This window comes from Pseudomonas sp. NFACC32-1, from assembly GCF_900101215.1.
Taxonomy (GTDB): domain Bacteria; phylum Pseudomonadota; class Gammaproteobacteria; order Pseudomonadales; family Pseudomonadaceae; genus Aquipseudomonas.
Window position 1 is genome coordinate 222,731 of record NZ_FMUL01000001.1, and the last position, 19,855, is coordinate 242,585.

General features: G+C 61.6%; 19 protein-coding genes. 8 read left to right on the forward strand and 11 right to left on the reverse strand.

The features are described from left to right. The first annotated feature begins 81 nt into the window (after positions 1–81). On the forward strand, positions 82–972 hold the full coding sequence (locus BLP99_RS01015; protein ID WP_072389220.1) for an ATP-binding protein: 891 nt from the start codon (positions 82–84) through the stop codon (positions 970–972). Continuing rightward, a complete protein-coding gene (locus tag BLP99_RS01020; protein WP_072389218.1) occupies positions 969–1,451 on the forward strand; it encodes a GAF domain-containing protein in 483 nt (160 codons plus the stop codon). Before BLP99_RS01015 ends, BLP99_RS01020 begins: the two co-directional genes overlap by 4 nt. A 95-nt stretch (positions 1,452–1,546) precedes the next feature. Here the strand turns inward: BLP99_RS01020 and BLP99_RS01025 are convergent, their stop codons facing one another. The 7 genes from BLP99_RS01025 to BLP99_RS01055 all read right to left on the reverse strand — a co-directional run bounded on the left by BLP99_RS01025 (position 1,547) and on the right by BLP99_RS01055 (position 11,549). Then, complete coding sequence (locus BLP99_RS01025; RefSeq protein ID WP_072389215.1) at positions 1,547–4,489, reverse strand: HD domain-containing phosphohydrolase; 2,943 nt, start codon at positions 4,487–4,489, stop codon at positions 1,547–1,549. 58 nt (positions 4,490–4,547) lie between these two features. After that, positions 4,548–8,168: a transporter substrate-binding domain-containing protein gene (locus BLP99_RS01030; RefSeq protein WP_092179525.1), complete on the reverse strand. Its 3,621-nt coding sequence runs from the start codon at positions 8,166–8,168 to the stop codon at positions 4,548–4,550. Positions 8,169–8,177: 9 nt separating this feature from the next. Then, positions 8,178–8,804 carry a response regulator transcription factor gene (locus BLP99_RS01035; RefSeq protein ID WP_072389211.1) on the reverse strand — a complete coding sequence of 209 codons (627 nt, stop codon included), beginning with the start codon at positions 8,802–8,804 and terminating at the stop codon, positions 8,178–8,180. A 313-nt stretch (positions 8,805–9,117) separates the two neighbouring features. After that, the gene (locus BLP99_RS01040) at positions 9,118–10,446 is read right to left on the reverse strand and encodes a deoxyguanosinetriphosphate triphosphohydrolase (protein WP_092179527.1); all 1,329 of its coding nucleotides are present in this window, start codon (positions 10,444–10,446) and stop codon (positions 9,118–9,120) included. A 64-nt stretch (positions 10,447–10,510) separates the two neighbouring features. Beyond that, a complete protein-coding gene (locus tag BLP99_RS01045; protein ID WP_072389207.1) occupies positions 10,511–10,846 on the reverse strand; it encodes a hypothetical protein in 336 nt (111 codons plus the stop codon). Next, complete coding sequence (locus BLP99_RS01050) at positions 10,843–11,232, reverse strand: phage holin family protein (protein WP_072389205.1); 390 nt, start codon at positions 11,230–11,232, stop codon at positions 10,843–10,845. The genes BLP99_RS01045 and BLP99_RS01050 overlap by 4 nt, the downstream gene beginning before the upstream one ends. Positions 11,233–11,234: 2 nt before the next feature. Beyond that, entirely contained in the window at positions 11,235–11,549 is a 315-nt protein-coding gene (locus BLP99_RS01055) for an ElaB/YgaM/YqjD family protein (RefSeq protein ID WP_072389203.1), read from the reverse strand. A gap of 336 nt (positions 11,550–11,885) precedes the next feature. On the opposite strand from BLP99_RS01055, the gene BLP99_RS01060 reads away from it, so the two are divergent. Continuing rightward, positions 11,886–13,094 carry an ammonium transporter gene (locus BLP99_RS01060; protein WP_072389201.1) on the forward strand — a complete coding sequence of 403 codons (1,209 nt, stop codon included), beginning with the start codon at positions 11,886–11,888 and terminating at the stop codon, positions 13,092–13,094. Positions 13,095–13,102: 8 nt separating this feature from the next. On the opposite strand, the gene BLP99_RS01065 is transcribed toward BLP99_RS01060, so the two are convergent. Next, positions 13,103–14,815 (reverse strand): cation:proton antiporter, encoded by a 1,713-nt coding sequence (locus tag BLP99_RS01065; RefSeq protein ID WP_072458088.1) that lies wholly within the window; start codon positions 14,813–14,815, stop codon positions 13,103–13,105. Between the two features lie 179 nt (positions 14,816–14,994). Between BLP99_RS01065 and BLP99_RS01070 the strand changes: the two genes are divergently transcribed. The 3 genes from BLP99_RS01070 to BLP99_RS01080 all read left to right on the forward strand — a co-directional run bounded on the left by BLP99_RS01070 (position 14,995) and on the right by BLP99_RS01080 (position 16,629). Beyond that, entirely contained in the window at positions 14,995–15,249 is a 255-nt protein-coding gene (locus BLP99_RS01070; protein WP_072389197.1) for a glutaredoxin family protein, read from the forward strand. 95 nt (positions 15,250–15,344) lie between these two features. Then, positions 15,345–15,665: a transcriptional regulator gene (locus BLP99_RS01075; protein WP_072389195.1), complete on the forward strand. Its 321-nt coding sequence runs from the start codon at positions 15,345–15,347 to the stop codon at positions 15,663–15,665. Positions 15,666–15,738: 73 nt separating this feature from the next. Then, entirely contained in the window at positions 15,739–16,629 is an 891-nt protein-coding gene (locus tag BLP99_RS01080; RefSeq protein WP_072389193.1) for a pseudouridine synthase, read from the forward strand. Between the two features lie 76 nt (positions 16,630–16,705). On the opposite strand, the gene BLP99_RS01085 is transcribed toward BLP99_RS01080, so the two are convergent. Together BLP99_RS01085 and mobA are read right to left on the reverse strand one after the other, a co-directional pair. After that, positions 16,706–16,927, reverse strand: a complete 222-nt coding sequence (locus BLP99_RS01085) for a YgdI/YgdR family lipoprotein (RefSeq protein ID WP_072389191.1) — start codon at positions 16,925–16,927, stop codon at positions 16,706–16,708. A 105-nt stretch (positions 16,928–17,032) separates the two neighbouring features. Continuing rightward, positions 17,033–17,629 carry a molybdenum cofactor guanylyltransferase MobA gene (gene mobA / locus BLP99_RS01090; protein WP_072389189.1) on the reverse strand — a complete coding sequence of 199 codons (597 nt, stop codon included), beginning with the start codon at positions 17,627–17,629 and terminating at the stop codon, positions 17,033–17,035. A 78-nt stretch (positions 17,630–17,707) separates the two neighbouring features. Between mobA and moaB the strand changes: the two genes are divergently transcribed. Together moaB and BLP99_RS01100 are read left to right on the forward strand one after the other, a co-directional pair. Next, positions 17,708–18,247 (forward strand): molybdenum cofactor biosynthesis protein B, encoded by a 540-nt coding sequence (gene moaB / locus BLP99_RS01095; RefSeq protein WP_072389187.1) that lies wholly within the window; start codon positions 17,708–17,710, stop codon positions 18,245–18,247. 22 nt (positions 18,248–18,269) lie between these two features. Next, positions 18,270–19,457 (forward strand): molybdopterin molybdotransferase MoeA, encoded by a 1,188-nt coding sequence (locus BLP99_RS01100; RefSeq protein ID WP_165887905.1) that lies wholly within the window; start codon positions 18,270–18,272, stop codon positions 19,455–19,457. 65 nt (positions 19,458–19,522) lie between these two features. Here the strand turns inward: BLP99_RS01100 and BLP99_RS26545 are convergent, their stop codons facing one another. Then, positions 19,523–19,831, reverse strand: coding sequence for a hypothetical protein (locus tag BLP99_RS26545; protein WP_231991093.1), 309 nt, complete (start codon positions 19,829–19,831; stop codon positions 19,523–19,525). Positions 19,832–19,855: the final 24 nt, after the last annotated feature.

Sequence of the window (19,855 nt, forward strand, 5' to 3'; positions counted from 1 at the left end):
GTGTGGGATAGACCCGCCATTGAATACGGCGTTTCGTCGCCGTAGCGTCATCATTACTGTGAACCTGCCCGAGGAGAAGACGTGGACTCGCGATTGAATGCTTTTCTTGAGCGCGCCGATGCGGTGCTGGCCCGTATCGAGCCGTTGCTGCCCGCGCCCCGGCCCGACATCGACTGGACCGCAACCCTGGCTGCCCGCTGGCAGCGCGACGGACGCAGCGGTTATCTGTTGCCGTTGCAGGTCAGCCTCGACATGCGCCTGTCGGACCTGATCGGCGTCGAGCGCCAGGTCGGGCAACTGGGCCGCAACACCCGTCAGTTCATCGACGGCATGCCGGCCAACCATGCATTGCTCTGGGGCTCGCGTGGTACGGGCAAATCGTCCCTGGTGCGCGCCCTGTTGGCCGAGCATGCCCAGGAGGGCTTGCGGCTGATCGAGATCGAACGCGATCATCTGGCCGACCTGCCGCGGGTGGTGGAGCAGGTCGCCAAGCTGCCCCAGCGCTTCGTGCTGTTCTGCGATGACCTGTCGTTCGAATCCGGTGAGGGTGATTACCGGGTACTCAAGAGCGTGCTGGATGGCTCCCTGGAACAGGCGCCGGATAACGTGTTGCTGTATGCCACGTCCAACCGCCGTCACCTGGTGCCGGAAAAGGAAAGCGACAACGAGAACTGGAAGCGGGTCGATGGCGAGCTGCATCCCAGCGAAGCCGTGGAGGACAAGATCGCGCTGTCGGACCGTTTCGGCCTGTGGCTGTCGTTCTATCCCTTCACCCAGGAGCATTTTCTCAATGTGGTGGAGCACTGGATCGGTGAGCTGGCGGCCAAGGCCGGGCTGGCCTGGCAGCGTGATGAAGCGCTGGATATAGAAGCGGTCCGCTGGGCCACCGGGCGGGGCAACCGCAACGGCCGTTGCGCCTATCAATTTGCCCGTTATTGGGTTGGCCTCAAACTGCTGGAGCACAAGGCATGATCGATCTGAAGAACACCGGCCAAGGCCTCGACGGCTACGACCTGTTATCGGCACAGTTGCAATCCCTGCTGGCCGATGAACGCGATTTCATCGCCAACGCCGCGCAGTTCTCGGCATTCCTGTTCAGTCAGCTGGACGACCTGAACTGGGCCGGGTTCTATCTCAATCGCAATGAAGAACTGGTGCTGGGCCCGTTCCAGGGCCAGATCGCCTGCGTGCGGATTCCCTTCGGCCGGGGTGTCTGCGGTACGGCAGCGGCGACCGGCCAGACCCAGCGTGTCGAGGACGTGCATGCCTTCCCGGGGCACATCGCCTGTGACAGTGCGTCGAACAGCGAACTGGTGGTGCCGCTGCTCAAGGACGGACGCCTGATCGGAGTGCTCGATTTGGACAGCCCGAAACTGGCGCGCTTCAGCGAGCATGACCAGGCTGGTATCGAGCGCCTGAGCGAGATTTTCCTGCGCTTGACCGACTGCTGAGCCCTTCGCGCGGGCGCTGGCAAAGCCTGCGGACCTGTGGCGGGCAGTCTCGGTGCCCGACCACACGCCTGGATCGGTAGCGACGGCGCCCATGTCTAGACGCCCGCCTGGTCCAGGAGGCTGTCCGCATCGACGTCATCGATCTGGTGCGGGTCGAGAAACTGGTTGGCGTAGCTCAGGTAGATCCGTTCATCGATGAAAAGCTTGAACAGTTCCGGGTCGATATGGGCGTTACGGCACATCGTCGCCATGATGCCCAGGGCCTCGCTCAGTTTCTTGGCTTTCTTGTAGGGCCGGTCGGCCGCCGTCAATGCTTCGAAGATATCCGCGATCGCCATCATGCGTGCCGGCAGGCTCATCTGCGCGCGCCTGAGCCGCTTGGGGTATCCGGTGCCATCCATCTTTTCATGATGGCCGCCAGCGATCTCCGCAACGTTCTCCAGGTGGCTGGGGAAGGGCAGCTGGCTGAGCATCAGGATCGTCTGCACCATATGGTGATTGATGACATAGCGTTCCTCCCGGGTCAGCGTGCCCCGTGGGATGCTGAGGTTGTAGAGTTCGCCACGGTTGTATTTCCAGGTTGGCACATCGAGCTGGAAGCCCCATGGGTTGTCCGCCGGGATCAGTTCGGCCTCGTGCCGCTCCACCAGGTGTTCGGGCTTGTCGGCCAACAGGGTTTCGACCACGGGGAGCGTCGGCTCGGGAGTCCGTGCCTGGCGCCGGTTCTCTTCCCACGATACGCCCAGGCGATCGTCCAGCGTCCGGGTCCAGGGACGCTGGGCAATTTCCCGCAAACGTAGCAGGTCGGCGTCGGCCATGGCTTCGGTGCCCAGGTTGCAACGCGCGACAAAGGCGAAGTCGTCATCGAGGCTGGCCAGCGTCTCATCACGCTTGCGCGCCAGGGCGGCGGCTTCGCCCCCGGTTGCCATGGCCTGCCAGTAGTCGACCCAGGCGTCGCGCTTGAGCACCTCGAAGCGCGTGCGGATTTCGTGGATCCGGTCGTTCAGGGTCTCCAGCTTGGTGGCCTTGTCCACCACGTACTCCGGCGTGGTGACCTTGCCGCAATCGTGCAGCCAGGCGGCGATGTGCAGCGCTTCCCACTCGTCTTCGGTAGGCCGGTAGGCTTCGAAGGCCGGCGCGTTGCTCGCGGCGGCGGCCTGGGCGAGTAGCAGGGTCAGGGCCGGTACCCGCTGGCAGTGACCGCCGGTGTACGGGCTCTTGGCGTCGATGGCGCCGGCCAGCAGCTGGATGAACGAGTCCAGCAATTGCTTCTGCCGGGCCTGCAGGCGCTGGCTTTCGATGCTCACGGTGGCGGTGCCGGAGACGGCTTGCAAAAAAGCGATGCGGTCCGGCTGCAGTTTTTCCAGATCGGCTTCGGTGCCGGTATCGCTGATCAACAGCACCAGCATGCCGACGGTTTCCTGATGACGGTTGCGCAGGCGGATACCGATCAGGTGCACGCGCGGAGCGTCCAGTGCCTGCAGGACACGCTGCAGGTCGGCGGCCTGCTCGTATCCCAGGGAGGTGACGAGATTGTCCGAGAGCGCCAGTTGCTGGAGCCAGGGCGGGCTGTCGCCACTGGCCAGGGCATGGCTTTGCAGTTCGAACGCTTCCAGTGGCTGTGGCGTGCCATGGATGACCAGCCCATACGGCTTGACCTGGTCGGTGTCATTTTCGCGCAGGTAGATCAGCCCGGCCTGGGCCTGGCCGATTTTCACGGTCTCGAACAGCACTCGTTCCAACAGTGGGGCGAAGCGGGTTTCGGCGCGCAGGCTGGCGGTGATTTCAAAGAAGCTGGCCAGCGTCTCTTTCATCCGGGCCATCGAGAGGCTCAATTGATCCACTTCCAGTACGAGGGAGTGGCGCGACACCGGGTAGTCGAAGTCGAAGCTGCGAATCGCATCCGCTTCCCGGACCAACGCGCTCAGGGGCTTGACCAGCAGCCTGGAAGTCAGCCAGCCCAGGGGCAGGCACAGCAGCAGCGTGGCCAGGGTAATCAGGGCGCCTTGCCAGCGCATGCGATAGGCATCGGCCAGCAGTTCATCCTCGGGCACCAGCAACGCCAGCTCCAGGCCCCGGGGCCCGCCTTCCTGCATGTGACTGCGGGACACGATCCATTGGCGTCCGGCTGCCTCCAGGCGCGTTGCGTCGCCACTGGCGTCGAGAGCGACGGCGATGGACGGGCTGAGGTCGCGGGCCTTGATCAGTTGGGCCGATCCGGTATCAGCGAGCAACCGGTCGCTGTCGGGATAGCCCACCGCGTTGCCCTGGGGATCGACCAGCACGATTTCAGTGCCGGCGGTCACTTTGTGCTTGGCGAGCGTCTGGGACAGGGCCGCGAGGGTCAGGTCGGCACCGATGACCGCTTCCTCGCCGCTTCGCCGGGCGAGGGTCGTGCCGATGTTGCGGGTGGAAAAGAAGACATAGGGATCGGTCGTGATCTGCCCGGCAGTGTCCAGTGCACTGCGAAACCAGTCACGCGTGCGTGGATCGAAGGTGCCATCGGCATTGTCCCGGGCGCTGATGAATGCCAGCGCCTGATCGTAGAACAGTGACTGGGAGCGCACCTGGCCCGAAAGGCCTGTTCGTTCGAGGGTCCAGACCTGATAAGCCGCTTCGTCTGGCGCGCTCACCGCGGTTTTCAGTGCTTGGGTGCGCAGTGGCCGGACCATCAGGAAATTGCCCTGGCGGTCGCCCAGGTACAACGATGCCAGGTTGGGGTTGTCCCGCAGTGCCTGGCTGAAAGGGGTAAGCAGGGCCAGGCGTTGGTCCAGGCCGGAGGCCCGCGTTGCCGGGTAGTCGGCCAGCAGGCTCAGCACATGGCGGATCGGCTCGTAGGTGTCGTACAGGTCCAGGCGCACGTCCCGTTCAATGCGGTTGAACAGTTGTTCGCTGCTGGAGAGGATGATCCGCGTGGTCTGTCGGTAGTTGAAGAGGCCCAGCACCACGCCGGTGAGCAGCAGGAGCAGGGTGAACATCACACTGATGTGTACGTGGAGGGGGAACCGGCGTTGTTCCGGACGCGGTGCGCTGGGCATTGCAATCACTCCGAGTGTGGGTACGCACTGCTGAGCGGACATCATAGTAAATACCGGGCTATTTTGCCTTGGCGACCTCGTTTTCCAGCACCTGCTCCAGCTCCGCCATGGCACGTTCGAGGGCCGTGGCGCATGCCTGGATCCGCTCGGGTGCCTGGGCTTGAAGGCAAGCGTTTTCCAATGCCTCGCATCGCTGGGTCAAATCGGTCGCCTGCACGATCCGGGCTACGCCCTTTATCTTGTGTGCCGTTTCGGTCAGCGCCTGCCGGTTCCCATCCCGGGCGACAGCGAGCAATTCCTGGCGGTCCGAGCGGTTGCTGCGCAGCAGCTCCGCCAACAGCCGCCGGGTGGATGAAGGATCGCCGCCGGTCAGTGCCCGCAGGTTGTGTACAGTGAAGGTCTGTGGACGGCTCACGGACCTGACGCCTTTCATCCATTGGCTCAGGACATTCAGGCTGATGGGTTTGAACAGGCAGTCGTCCATCCCGGCGTCCAGGCAGCGCTGTTTTTCTTCGGGTTGTGCATTGGCGGTAAATCCCAGGAGGGTACAGGGCGGCAGGTTCTGTCCGGACTCGTACCTGCGGATTGACCGGGCCAGCTCGTAGCCGCTCATGACCGGCATGTTGCAGTCGACGATGACCAGGTCGAAATCCCCATGCTGCCAGGCGGTGAGCCCTTGTGCGCCATCGTCGGCGACCTGGTAGCGATGACCGAGGTATTCCAGTTGCTGTGACATCAACAGGCGATTGGCCGGATGGTCGTCCACCACCAGCACATTCAGGGCGGCCGCCGCCGTTTCGATCACCGGCTCAGGCACAGCGCAGGCCGTCACCGTAGGCAGTACGCTCAATTGCAGGCAGACTCGGACCTGGGTACCGGCTCCCGGTTGGCTGTTCATATGCAGGCTGCCCCCCATCATGCGACACAGGTTGCGACTGATCACCAGTCCCAGCCCGGCGCCCTTGCGGGCCATGCGGCTGGTATTGTCGGCCTGGGCAAAAGGCTCGAACAGTCGGTTCAGGTCGCTGGGGCTGATGCCGATGCCGCTGTCGCTGACATCCAGGCGCATTTGCAGGAGATCGTCACGCTCGGTTCGAGACAGCTGGACATCAACCCTTACCCAGCCCTGCTCGGTGAACTTGAGGGCGTTGCTGATCAGGTTCGAAATCACCTGCTTGAATCGCAAGGGGTCTATCAGTACGTCCGGGTTGTCGTCTGCCGGGTCGAGCTGCAGTGTCAGCGCCAGGTTCTTCTGTCGGGCCACACCTTCGAACACTCGGATGACCGATTGCAGCAAGGCCCTGAGATTGACCCGTTCGGGAGCCAGGCTCAGGTGGCCCGACTCGATGCGAGCGATGTCCAGGATATCGCCGATCAGTTCCAGCATGCCGGAGGCCGATTCGTAGGCGACGGCGATGGCGGCCCGGTCCACCTGGCCCTTGTCGGCATGCTTGAGGGCCAGTTCAAGCATGCCGATCACCGCGTTCATGGGGGTGCGGATTTCGTGGCTCATGGTCGCCAGGAAGGTGCTCTTGGCCCGGTTCGCATCATCGGCCCGCTCCTTGGCGGCCCGCAGTTCATCGAAAAGCTGCCGTCGTTCACTGATGTCGATCCAGCCGCCGATGATGCCTTGTACCTGGGCGGCGGCGTTGCGGTAGGGAAGGATCCAGTGATAGATCGTCAGTTGCCTGTCGCCGATGTGCAGCGGCCTGTCGACGATCAATGGGGTGCCTTCCTCCATGACCCGCTGGTAGTCCGCCTGGTACTCCCTGGCCTCGAAGGCATTGCTCATGGAGCCGGACATCACGTTCTTGCCAATGACGTCTTCGCGCCGTGCATCGAAGGCCTCCAGATAGCTGTCGTTACAGCTCTGCAGGACGCCGTCGCGGTCTCTGACGTAAATGGGATGTGGCGTGCCGTTGACCAGCGAACGCATGAACTCCAGCTGGTCGTTGAGCGCCAGTTCCGCTCGCTGGCGCTGGCGGATCTGCCGCCGCATGTAGGCGTTCCAGGCCAGGGACAGCAGCAGTAGCAGGCCGACCCCCGCGACGATCTGGAAGAACAGGCGGTTATAGGTGCGCCAGGTGTGCTCCGATGCCGGGACGTAGCCCCGCCACCGGTTGTTGATGACCCCCAGTTCGTCGGGGTCGATGCTGGTCAGGGCCTTGTCGAGGATGGCGTTCAGTTCGGTGGCGTTTCTGGCCGTGGCCAGGGAGAACATGGCCTGCTCGGTGCCCACGGTGCTGCTGATCTGCAACGTGTCCCGGAACGCGTGGGACGAAAGGAAATAGTTGGCCATGACCAGGGAGTGCACGCTGCCGTCGACCTTGCCTTGGGCAAGCATTTCAACGGCATGGGCGGAGTCGGTGGTTTCGATGATCCTGATGCGCGGGTACTGGCGGTGTAGCCACTCGATGATCGGATTGCCTTTGGCGATCGCCAGGCTTCTTTCGCCGAACTGGTCGAGCACCGTCGGCGCAGCGGAATGCTTGGGACTCAGCAGCACGAAGGAACTGTCGACGTAAGGGCGGCTGAATTTAAGCTGCTGTTGCCGTTCGCTGCTGGGCAGGAGCGCGGCAATCATATCGGCCCGATCGTTCGCGATGGCTGCAATCGTTTCGCTGTCGTCCCGATGGCGTTGGATATCCAGGCGCAAGCCGGTGCGCAGCCGGATCAGTTCCAGCAAGTCGGCGCCTATTCCGCGAAAATCGCCGTCCGAATCGAAGAAGGTGAACGGGGCGAACGTTTCGTTCACGGCCACCCGGATCACCGGATGGCTGGCCAGCCAGCGTTGCTCCCTGTCGGTCAGTTGTATTCGATGCTCGGTGAGATAGAGGTCGCTGCCCGCGCTCCAGCGTTTGGAGATCGCCACCTGTTCGCTGATCGGGATCCGGTTGAGCGTGGCATTGATGATTTCCAGCAAGCGGGTGTCAGGGCGCCGTACCGCGAAACCGAAGCCATGGGACTCATGCTTGCCGAAGCTGGCCATGCGGATGTTGTTCAGGTAGCCCTTGTTGATCATGTAGTGGGTGGAAATGGTATCGCCGAGAAAGACATCGGCCTGGCCGAAAGCGACGGCATTTATGGCGTTCTGGTAGGAGGGGTAGGTGGTGATACGCGCCTTAGGGTACAGCCTTTCGACGTCCTGCTCGGGCAGGTAGTGATAGACCATGCTGAGACGCAGCCCCTCGAGATCCTCGCTCAGGGAGCGGCTTTCATTGGTTCGGGTGACAAGGACGGGCTGATCCACGGCATAGGGTGTCGAAAGGGCGAGTTCGGGATCGCGGGCTTCGAAACCGTTGGCGCTTCCCAACAGATCGATACGGCCTTGCTTGAGCGCAGCGATGGCCTCGCCGCGGGAGCCGAAGCGCAGGACTTTCACGGGCAGCCCGGTCGCCTGGGCGATAATCGCGGCGTAGTCGGCAGTCATGCCTTCATAGTCGCGTCCGCTGGTGGAAAGATCGAAGGGCGGATAATCCGGTGCGGAAGTGCCCAGTCTCAGTTCCTGCCGTTCACGCAGCCAGGCACGCTGGGCCTGATCCAGGCCGACCTCGACAGGGGGCGCGCCCGAGCGACCCAGAAGTGTGTATGGCTCGGGAGCGGCAGTCGCTGCCGCGAGAAATCCTGCACATAGCCCTGCGATCAATAGCAGGAGAAATCCTTTCATGCCTGTGGACATCCTGTTTTCTCACACCAGTGCGTTGCGCTTCGCCATTTCTATAAGTTCCACAAGGGACTTGACCTTGAGTTTCTGCATCAAGCGTTTCTTGTAAGTGCTGACAGTCTTGTTGCTCAGGAACATGCCCTTGGCAATTTCCTTGTTAGTGCGCCCCTGGGCAAAGAGTTGCAATACCATCAACTCTCGATCGTTGACGTTCTTGAACAGGTCCAGTTCCACACTTCGCGGATCATCGGGGCGCACCGGGTTGAGCGCCTGGCTCGGAAAATAGTTGTAGCCCGACAACACAGCCTTGATTGCACTGACAAGTTCACTGAGGTCCTCTTGCTTGCAGACGTAACCGGAGGCACCGGATTGCATGCAGCGGATACCGAACAGCGTGGGTGACTGCGCCGTGAGCACGAGGGTCTTGAGCGGCGTGGTCATGGCATTGAAGCGCGAGAGGATTTCCAGCCCGTCAAGTTTGGGAATGCTGATGTCCAGGATCACCAGGTCCGGCATGCATTCGCGCACCATTTGCATCGCATCGACGCCATTGTCGGTTTCCCCTACCACTTTGTAGCCCTCATGCTCCAGTAGCATGCGAACAGCGAGGCGGATGACCGGATGATCGTCGACAATGAAAACGGAGTTCATGAATAAAAGTCCCATGCGAGCATAAATAAAGCGCGCACCTTAGCCCAGTTAAAGGCCGTGCCGTACGAGGAGACAGGCATTCATCCTTAGTTTCAGAAGTTTCCTACAAAAAAAGAGGTTGGATACTACGAGGTAATTAGGTTTTTAGTAGGTAATAGGCGCGAAGTTGTGTGGGTTTTATTTGTGGACGTCATATTCAGAGCTGTTTGTCATGGGTTTAATGACAAACAGCTCCAAGGTTTATTATGGAAAAAACTCAGCAAAAGCCCCTTTACAGGCCGTGGCTGAAAGATGATGGCGCGCGCAAGAGGATCTATTGACGGATGCGGCCCGTCATCTCCTGGGCCATCTCGCTGGCGTAACTGTCGGTCATGCCGGCGATGAAATCGATCATCCGCAGGAATGCTGCATGCAGGGACCCATTGGGGTCGGGCGCGTTGTTTCCCAGCAGGTCGAGGATGCGGCGATTCTTGAATGAAGGGGTGCGGCCTCCATGCTGTTCCAGCGCAGCGCCACAGAACCCGTTGAGCAGGATTTCCAGGGTGGTGTAGGCACCGATTTCATTGAGTGTCTTGCGCTTGTCCTGGAAGATCTTCTTGCGTGCCATGTCCTTGGCATTCAATACGCAACGTTTGGCCGGACCATGCATATGTTCCACGAGATCGCCCGACAGCGTGCCGGCCAGCAACGCCTGTTGCTGTTCCACGAATGCCCGGGCAGCGGCATTGGTCAGGTGCTCGATGGCCTTGCCCCGCAGGATGGCCAGTTTGCGTCGGCGCGAATCCAGCGGCCCGAGCTGACGGTAGGTTTCCGGGAGATCGTCACCCACCAGGTCCAGGAGCAGCGACTCCACCTCTGAGTACGCCAGTAGATCCATCTCCACGCCATCTTCCAGGTCGATCAGGGCGTAGCAGATGTCATCGGCGGCTTCCATCAGGTACACCAGCGGATGCCGCGCCCAGCGCTGGTCTTCGATCTGCGGCAGGCCCAGCTTGTGGGCAATCTGTTCAAGCAGGGGCAGTTCGCTCTGGTAGCAGCCGAACTTGTGTTTCTTGTAGCCCAGGGAGTCGGCGTGACGAGCCGTCCAGGGGTATTTCAGGTAAGTGCCGAGGGTGGCATAGGTCAGGCGGGTGCCGCCGTCGAACTGGTGATATTCAAGTTGCGTGAGGACCCGGAACCCCTGGGCGTTGCCTTCGAAATTGAGAAAGTCGTTGCGTTCGGCCTCGCTCATGGCGTCAAGCCAGCCACGGCCTGCCGCCTGTTGGAACCAGTAGCGGATGGCGTCCTCGCCGGAATGGCCGAAGGGTGGGTTGCCGATGTCGTGGGCCAGGCAGGCCGATTGCACCACCATGCCCAGGTCGCTTGGCTCGCACCAGTCGGGCAGGGCGCCGCGGATGGTTTCTCCCACCCGCATGCCCAGTGAGCGTCCGACGCAACTGACTTCCAGGGAATGGGTCAGTCGCGTATGGATGTGGTCGTTGCTGGACACCGGATGCACTTGGGTCTTGCGGCCCAGGCGTCGGAAGGCACCGGAAAAGATGATGCGGTCATGGTCTTTATGGAAAGGGCTTCGGCCCAGCTCTTGCGGGCTGTGCAGCGGTTTCCCGAGGCGTTCGCGAGTCAGCAGGGTGTGCCAGTCCAAGGCCGGTTGCTCCGTTGAGTATTCGACACTAGCTTCCCTGTTCGGGCAGCGTCCCGCAAGCCCATCAAGGCTTGCGTGCGCTCTTGGCCAGTTTGATCAGCGGCAGCAGCGTTGTAGCCAGTCGGACCAGGCGTGCCAGGCCACCGCTGCGTCCACTGCGGGTCCGCTTGCCGGTGATGAAGCCCAGCAGGGTCACTGCCGCCATACCCCACAGGGGCGCGTGTTTTATGCCAAAGCCTTCATGCCAGTTCTGGCTAAAGCCACGCACCCGCTGCAACGGTTGCAGCAGTTGGCGTGTTTCCTGACGGATTTCCTGGCGATGCATCTCCATGCGCAAGCGAACCAGCGCCTTGCGCATTTCCTGCCGTGTACGGGCTTGAGGGATATCGGGCAGGCTCATGGCAACAGGCGCTCCCGGTCATTAGACAATTCTTCCAGGGTGGCATGGAAGGGGGAGGATTCATCGTAGATCGCCGCCTTGAGCCGAAGACCGCAGAACAGCGCCGCCAGCAGATAGAACAGGCACAGGCCGATAATCCCCGCCATGCGATAGGTATCCCATACCAGGATCAGTACCAGTGTCGACAGGCCTACCAACAGCAACAGCGCAAACACCAGTGCCAGGCCGGCGAACAGCAGCAGGCTGACGGTACGGGCCTTCTGTTCCTGGAGCTCCATGCCGAACAACTCGACGTGGCTGTGCAGCAACCCGAGAAACGCAGCTCCCAATCGGCGTGCCGAAGATTTTGTGCCCGCTTCGGACGAGCCCGGTTCGTTCATGTCCATCATCAGCGTCGTGTCGCCAGCAGGCCGATCAGGAAGCCCACCCCTGCGGCGATGCCGACCGATTGCCAAGGGTTGGCTTGTACATATTCCTCCGTGGCGGTCACCGCAGCCTGGCCGCGTTCGCGCATGGAGTCCTCGGTCAGCTTGAGGGTGTCGCGGGCGCGCAGGAGGGTCTCATGGATCTGGCTGCGCAGTTCATCGGCCTGGTCGCCCGCCAGCGTCGCGGTGTGCTCCAGCAGGCGTTCGGTGTCGCTGACCAGCGTCTGAAAGTCTTCCTTCAGGATTTCTTGAGCAGTCTTTGCCTGGGGTCTGGCCATGGATGGATCTCCGTAAATGACGTCTGAAGCGTTCGAGTGTAAGCCTTGCCGGAAGGTTCAGTGAAAGTGGCTGGTACAACTTTTGCTCGGCATTGGCTCAAGGTTTTGCCATGTACTGGTGCGTCGGGCGTGTCGATGCGCTGAAGTCGGGCGCAGGCTGGCGGAACCTTAACCCAAATAATCAGAACTCGCGAAACATCACTGCGTCTTGCTCCTCCTGGTGCACCAAAGCGGTTCGCCTGCCTTCGATCGGTAGTCGGATTGATTCAACTTGGTGCGCTGGGGCGGCGCCAGTCGCGTCGATGCTCTTAAAACTTTTTCAGGTCTGCCAATACCATGGAAAATATGCAAAGCGCTGTGGACAGTCTGGTCCATAGCTCCAACACGCTGTTCATTCTGCTCGGTGCGGTCATGGTCCTGGCCATGCATGCCGGTTTTGCGTTCCTGGAAGTAGGCACCGTCCGACAGAAAAACCAGGTCAACGCGCTGTCGAAGATCCTCAGCGATTTCGCGGTCTCGACCCTGGCGTATTTCTTCGTGGGCTACTGGGTTTCCTACGGCGTGACGTTCCTGCAGCCTGCAGCGGTGCTGAGTGCCGATCATGGCTACAGCCTGGTGAAATTCTTTTTTCTGCTGACATTCGCCGCTGCGATCCCTGCCATCATTTCCGGCGGTATTGCCGAACGCGCCCGATTCGCCCCGCAGTTGTGCGCCACGGTGTTGATCGTGGCATTCGTATATCCCTTCTTCGAGGGCCTGGTATGGAATGGCAATCTTGGCCTGCAAGCCTGGTTGCAGGCCCGATTCGGTGCCAGTTTCCACGACTTTGCCGGCTCCGTGGTGGTGCATGCCATGGGCGGCTGGCTGGCGCTGGCCGCCGTGCTCCTGCTCGGTGCGCGTAACGGCCGTTACCGGGACGGTCGACTGGTGGCGTTCGCGCCATCGAGCATTCCGTTTCTGGCCCTGGGTTCCTGGATCCTGATTGTCGGCTGGTTCGGTTTCAACGTCATGAGCGCCCAGACGCTGCCTGGGGTGAGTGGATTGGTGGCGGTCAATTCGTTGATGGCCATGGTCGGCGGAACCGTGGCGGCACTGGTTGTCGGTCGCAACGACCCGGGCTTCCTGCATAACGGCCCACTGGCCGGGCTGGTGGCGGTATGTGCAGGTTCCGACCTGATGCATCCGGTTGGGGCGCTGGCCACGGGTGCCATTGCCGGAGTCCTGTTTGTCTGGTGTTTCACCGCGGCCCAGGGCAAATGGAAGATCGACGATGTGCTGGGTGTCTGGCCATTGCATGGCCTGTGCGGCGTCTGGGGGGGCATTGCCTGCGGCATTTTCGGTCAGGGCGCCTTGGGCGGCCTGGGTGGGGTCAGCCTGGTCAGCCAACTGATCGGTACCGCGATGGGCGTGGCCATTGCGCTGGCCGGTGGTTTCGCGGTCTATGGCCTGATCAAGGCCGTGCTGGGGCTTCGGCTGACCCAGGAAGAGGAGTACTACGGCGCGGACTTGTCCATCCACAAGATTGGCGCCGTCAGCCAGGATTGAGCGAGGCATCAAGGCTCCTTGTCCTGGTTGCCAGGATAAAAACCGTGCAGCAGGCGATAGCGGTCATGGCGCACCTGATCCACATGCTGGCGGACTTGCTGCTCCGCCAGCCCGAGCATGATCAGGGCGTGGGAAGCCAGCATCAGGCTCGACTCCAACAGTTCCGGGACCACCTCGCTGGCCCCGGCGGCCTGCAACTCCGCCAGCTGGCTGTCGTCGCGGGTGCGTACGAGGATCGGGACCTGGGGATTGAGCCGCCGGGCCTCCTTGAGCACGTCGATGGCGATGTCGGTCTTGTCGACGGCGATCACCAGCAAGCGGGCGCGGCCCAGGCCCACGGCGGCCAGCAGGTCCCCTCGACGTGAATCACCGTAGTACACGCATTTCTCCCCAACGGTGGCTTCCTGGATGATCACGGGATCGTCGTCCAAGGCAACGAAGGCCTGGTTTTCACGACGCAGGAAGCGCCCGATGGATTGGCCGACGCGACCGTATCCGCAAATGATCACATGGCCCGACAGGCCGGCATTGAGTGCGCTGATCTGGTCCAGCTGGGCCGCTTCGTTAGGCTTGCGGTGCAGGCGGGCAGCGATGCCCGGCGCGGCGCGCAGCAACAAGGGCGTCAGTAGCATCGAACAGAACGTCGCGGCCAGCAGCAGGCTGACGAGTTCGGCCGGCATGAGGCGGTTCTGCTGCATCAATGCCATCAGGGCGAAACAGAATTCTCCACCCTGGGCCAGGGCCAGGCCGCTGCGCCAGGCGGTTTCGCCGTCGCTGCCGCGCCATTTCACCAGCAGGGCGACCACGCAGCTCTTGATGAGCATCAGCCCCAGGGTCAGGCCAAGGATCAACCAGCCGTCATCCACGAACAACCGCAGGTCGATCAGCATGCCGATGCTGACGAAAAACAGTCCCAGCAGGATGTCGCGGAACGGACGTATATCGGCCTCGATCTGGTGTCGGTAATGGCTCTCTCCGAGCAACATGCCCGCCAGGAACGCGCCAAGGGCCGGCGAGAGCCCCATCAGGTGGGTCAGCCATGCCGTCAGCAAGACGATGACCAGGGCCAGCAGCACGAACAGTTCGGCGGAGTGGGATGCGGCCACTTCATGGAACAACCGTGGCAGCAGCAGGCGACTGGCCAGCAGCAGCCCGCCGAACAGCAGCAGCGTCTTGCCCAGCGTCAGGGGCAGCGCCCAGTACCATGCCTGGGTACTGCTACCCGCGAACACCGGCACCAGGGTCAGCAGCAATACCGCGACGATGTCCTGGAACAGCAGCACACCGATGGCATTCTGGCCGTGGCTGCTGAAGATTTCCCCCAGGCTGGTGAGTTCCTTGCTGACGATGGCGGTGGATGACAGGGCCAATCCCGCGCCCAGCAGCATCGCGGCCAGCACCGGAGCGCCGAACGCCACCAGTACGCCACCCAGGAGCGCCCCCGAGCACACTACCTGCAGGCTGCCGAGGCCGAATACGACACGGCGCAGCTCAAGCATCTTGGACAAGGAGAACTCCAGTCCCAGGGAAAACAGCAGGAAGACCACCCCGAGTTCAGCCAGGTCCGGCAGTTCCTCGCTGTCGTTTACCCAGCCCAGCGCAGTGGGCCCGACCGCCAGCCCGACACACAGGTAGCCCAGCACCGGTGGCAGCCGCAGTCGCCTGAACAGGGCAATGACCACCAGGGAGGAGGCGAGAATGATCAGCAGGTTGGCAAACAAGGGAAACTCCGTTTCATGGCTTGTGGCACATAGCGTAGAAGACAAGCAAGCATCGGAAAGCGAGTCCGGTCAGTGATTTGCATCAGCGTTTTGCCAATATGGCCTGATACGGCACCCGGCTCGACGGTTTTCCGGAGCGAGCCTAGAATGACCGTCTATCTTTTGTGGGTCTACCTGCCATGCCTCCTGAAAGCGCGCTTCCTGAATGCCAGCTGTTCGGTACCCTGGGTTGTCACCTGTGTGAGGTGGCCGAAGGGGTATTGATGCATTTCGTTGAACACGGGTTGCTGGTGGAGCTGGTGGACATCGCCGAAGACGAGCAACTGTCGGAAACCTATGGATTGCGCATCCCGGTATTGCGCAGGAACGATACCGGTGAGGAGCTGGACTGGCCTTTCGATAATCCCGACCGGGTGGCCTCGTTCCTGCGTTGAGCGCTTTAAGGCCGGCGTTGTCCGAGCATTGGCGTTGGCGAAAATGGATGTCTTCGGTTACTGTATGTCCATACAGCTATCTGGAGTGCCGCACCTTGCTCAATGTCGAACAATTGAAGAACAGCGTGAACAGGATGTCCGTGGATGTCGTGCGCGAGGCCGTCCTGGAGTTGCGCCTGGACGGGTTGGTTACCGAAGGCAAGACACCCTTCAACAAGCTGCATTTCAACACCTGTTTCGCTGAGATCGAGGCACTGTTCCAGCGTGCCGGTTATCACAAGCAGCTGGATGTCGTGGGTTACCAGGGATTGTTGTACGCCTTGTACGACCCGGGCCGCTGGGAGGCAGTGGAGGTGCTGCGCTGGCTGAAGGAATTCACCGAAGCGACGGCAGGTTCCGCCCCGGTCACGGTATGAGGCAATCATGGCTGGGCGGGCTTGCGCGACTGTCGGATAATGCCGGCTTGTAAACATTGCCCAAGAGTTTTCAATGTCTGGTTCATCGTTTTCCGCCGCGCACCACCAGGCCAGCACCTTGTATCTGCCGCCCGGCCAATGGCAGACAGTGCTGGAATGCCTGTGCGAGCATTTCAGCGCCATCAGTCGCGAGCAATGGCTGGACCGGATTGCCCGAGGTCGTGTGCTGGATGGGGAGGGCAAGGCGATCGAGGTCGACTTGCCGTACCGTGAGGGATTGCGCATCCACTATTTCCGCGAAGTGCCCGACGAGAAACCGATCCCGGTCGTCGAGACGATCCTGTATGCCGACGAGCATCTGGTGGTGGCCGACAAACCGCATTTCCTGCCAGTCACCCCCGCGGGTGAATATGTCGAGCAGACCTTGTTGCGACGACTGATCCGGCGGCTGGACAATCCTCATCTGGTGCCCCTGCACCGTATCGACCGGCATACCGCCGGGCTGGTGCTGTTTTCAGCCAACCCCCTCAGCCGATCGGCTTACCAATCGCTGTTTCCTGCGCGGCAGATCGAAAAACGCTACCAGGCCATTGCCCCAGCGTTGCCTGGTCTGACGTTTCCTCGGGTGCACAAAAGCCGGATGGTCGATGGCGAGCCGTTTTTCCGGATGCAGGAAGGGCCGGGCGAACCCAATACCGAAACAGCCATCGAGGTACTGGAAAAAAATGGCGAGTTGTGGCGCTACGGTCTGTATCCGGTCACCGGCAAGAAGCATCAGTTGCGGGTGCATATGAATGCCCTCGGGGCTGCTATCTGCAATGATCCGTTTTATCCCGATGTGCTGCGCGATGCGCCGGACGATTATGCCAACCCGCTCAAATTGCTGGCCCAGGGGCTGAGCTTCATCGATCCGGTCACAGCTCAGGAACGTATTTTCGAGAGCGCTATCGAGCTCCAGTGGTAATCGCTTCGGCTTTCCGACCGGCATGAAAAAGCCCGCAATTTTGCGGGCTTTTGTGTATCGGGTGCGGCGCTGAGGCTTAGAGGTCCTTGACGGTGCGGACCTGGTCCTTGTTCACGCGGGTCTGCTTGCCGTCCAGTTGTTCGAACTCATAGAAACCGGTGTCTTCGTCGTACTTGGGTGTGTCGACGGCCTGGATTTCGCGACCGTCATTCAAGGTGATCACTGTTGGCGACGCGCACCCGGCAAGAGTGGCGAGGCCCAGTGCGAGCATGAAAGTGGCGAGGGTCCGTTGAGTCATGGTGTTTCTCCGAAATGGAATTCTTCAAGTTACTGACCTTCAGACGTATACAACGTGCGCAAGTTCCTGGCTAGGGGCCTGTACGGTTAATTTGAATGCCCTGCGTCAATGTCCTGTGTGTCGGTTCAGCAGTTCGGGCGTATTCAGATTCGCCAGCCGTGGATCGTCGGCCGGGCATTGCAGGGCAACCGCGTGCAAGGTACGCATGATCCGGCCCGGGCTGCGTTCGCCTTCGCCCCAGGCCTGTTCGAAGGCGGCGGCCAGCGCCAGGGGAATGACGCACAACAACGGTTCCCAGTGTTCGCCATGGCGCACCATCAGCGGCCTGTCGGGGTGCTGGCTGGCGGTTTCAAGCATGCTCTCTAGCAGGTTCGAGTCGATGTTCGGCACGTCGCACGGCAACACCAGCAAGAACCGATGCCTCGCCGCCCTGAGGCCTGCCCGGATACCCGCCAGCGGCCCGGGGAAATCCCCTTCATCGTCGTGCACCAATTGATCGGCATACAACGCATAACGTTCCAGGTTACGGTTGCAAGAGATGATCAGGTCATCGCTCAGAGCACGGGTCTGGCGGTGGAGATGGGCAATCAGCGGTTCACCCCGCCATTCCACCAGGCCCTTGTCCTGCCCGCCCATGCGTTGTCCGCGTCCACCGGCCAGCAGCAGGATGGAGCACGGTGGCCGGGAAATATTCGAGGTCATGGTGTGTCTCCCCACAGGCGGAAAAATGAAGCGCTGTGATATAACACCGGGCTGTTTCTCCCACAACTGGACGAGCCTATGAAAGCCAAGGCTGATGTACCTTTCGTGCCGCTCAATATCGCGGTGCTGACAGTCAGTGATACCCGTACCCTGGAGACCGATACCTCCGGCCAGGTCTTTGTCGACCGGCTCATGGCGGCGGGTCATAACCTGGCTGCGCGGGTTCTGCTCAAAGATGATCTGTACAAGATTCGGGCGCAAGTGGCGGCCTGGATCGCCGACGAGGTGGTGCAGGTGGTGCTGATCACCGGCGGTACCGGTTTTACCGGTCGCGACAGCACGCCGGAAGCGGTTGCCTGCCTGCTGGACAAGCAGGTCGATGGTTTCGGTGAACTGTTCCGCCAGATTTCCGTGGCAGACATCGGCACCTCCACCATCCAGTCCCGGGCACTGGCAGGCCTGGCCAATGGCACGCTGGTGTGCTGCCTGCCAGGTTCCACCAATGCAGTGCGTACCGGTTGGGACGCTATCCTGGCCGAGCAACTGGATGCGCGCCATCGCCCCTGCAACTTCGTGCCTCACCTGAAACAGGCAGCTCCTTGTGAATCCCGTGGGTAAACCGGGCAAGGCCGGCGCCTTGATGGCCGTCGAGGTTGCATTGGAGCGCCTGCTCGAAATGGCCGCCGCCGCTCCGATCACCCAGCGTGAACGGCTGCCCCTGGGCGAGGCGCAAGGGCGGGTGCTGGCTGAAGATCTGGTGTCGACCCTGGACTTGCCGCCATGGCCCAACAGTGCGATGGATGGCTATGCCTTGCGGCTGGCCGATTGGCACGGCGAGCCGCTGACGGTCAGCCAGCGCATCTTTGCCGGGCAGGCCCCGCAACCGTTGGCTGCGGGAACCTGCGCGCGGATCTTTACGGGAGCGCCAGTGCCTGCCGGTGCCGACTGCGTCGAAATGCAGGAAAACGCCGTGGTGGAAGACGATCAGCGGGTCCGGTTCACCGAACCCCTGGTGAGCGGCCAGAACATCCGCCCACAGGGGCAGGAAACCACCGTTGGCGAAAAGATTCTTTCGGCGGGGACTCGCCTGGGACCGATCGAGTTGGGACTGGCGGCATCCCTGGGATGCGCGACGCTGGAAGTGGTGCGCAAGGTCAGTGTTGCCGTCCTGTCCACTGGCGACGAACTGGTCGAACCTGGCCAGCCACTGGGCCCTGGCCAGATCTACAACAGTAACCGTGTGGTGCTCTGCGGCTGGCTGCGGCGGCTGGGCTGCCATGTGGTCGATGCGGGCATCCTGCCTGACGATTTGCCCGCTACCCGTGCGCGCCTGGCCCAGTTGTCGGATGTCGACCTGATCCTGTCCACTGGTGGCGTATCGGTAGGTGAGGCTGACTTCCTGGGGACCGCATTGCGCGAGGAGGGCGAACTGACGCTCTGGAAACTCGCCATCAAGCCAGGGAAACCCCTGACGGTCGGGCACTTCCGTGGCGTGCCGGTGATAGGGTTGCCAGGAAACCCTGCCTCGACACTGGTGACTTTTGCGCTGCTGGCCCGGCCTTACCTGCTGCGACGCCAGGGTGTCCAATCGGTGATGCCGTTGAAGTTCAAGGTGCCGGCCGGTTTTGTCTGGGGGAAGGCCGGCAACCGGCGGGAATATCTGCGAGGGCGCCTTGAGAGCGGCAGGGCCATCCTTTATCGGAACCAAAGCTCCGGGGTCCTGCGTAGCGCGGCCTGGGCCGATGGGCTGGTCGAAGTGCTCGAAGGGCAGACCCATGTCGAGGGTGATGAAGTGGGCTTCATCCCTTTGAGCGAGGTCCTGGACTGAAGCCGTGACAGCGGGGGTGTGCTCCGGCCCGAGCCAGGTGCCTGGGCCTGCCTGCGTCCCCGTCGTTATCGCGAGAGCAGCATGACCAACTGGTCGAAGCGACTGTTCGCGAGCCAGCCCAGCAGGCCGAGGATCACCGCTGCCGCGCCGGCCGAATAGGCGAGCCGGTGGCGGATGACCTTTACGTCGGTACGGATTTCATCCATATCCCTACGGATGTACTTGAGGTGGGTTTCCAGTTCAACGACGCGCGGTTCCAAATCGATTCCTCCAACGGGATTGCTGCAACTTTTGCATTCGTTCTGATTTTCGGTTCGCTCGCTTCCAATGGACGCGAGATGCCGGGGTGACAGCTTGTACTCGTGGCTATGCATGGGATGTTTCGTCCCTTCGGCCAC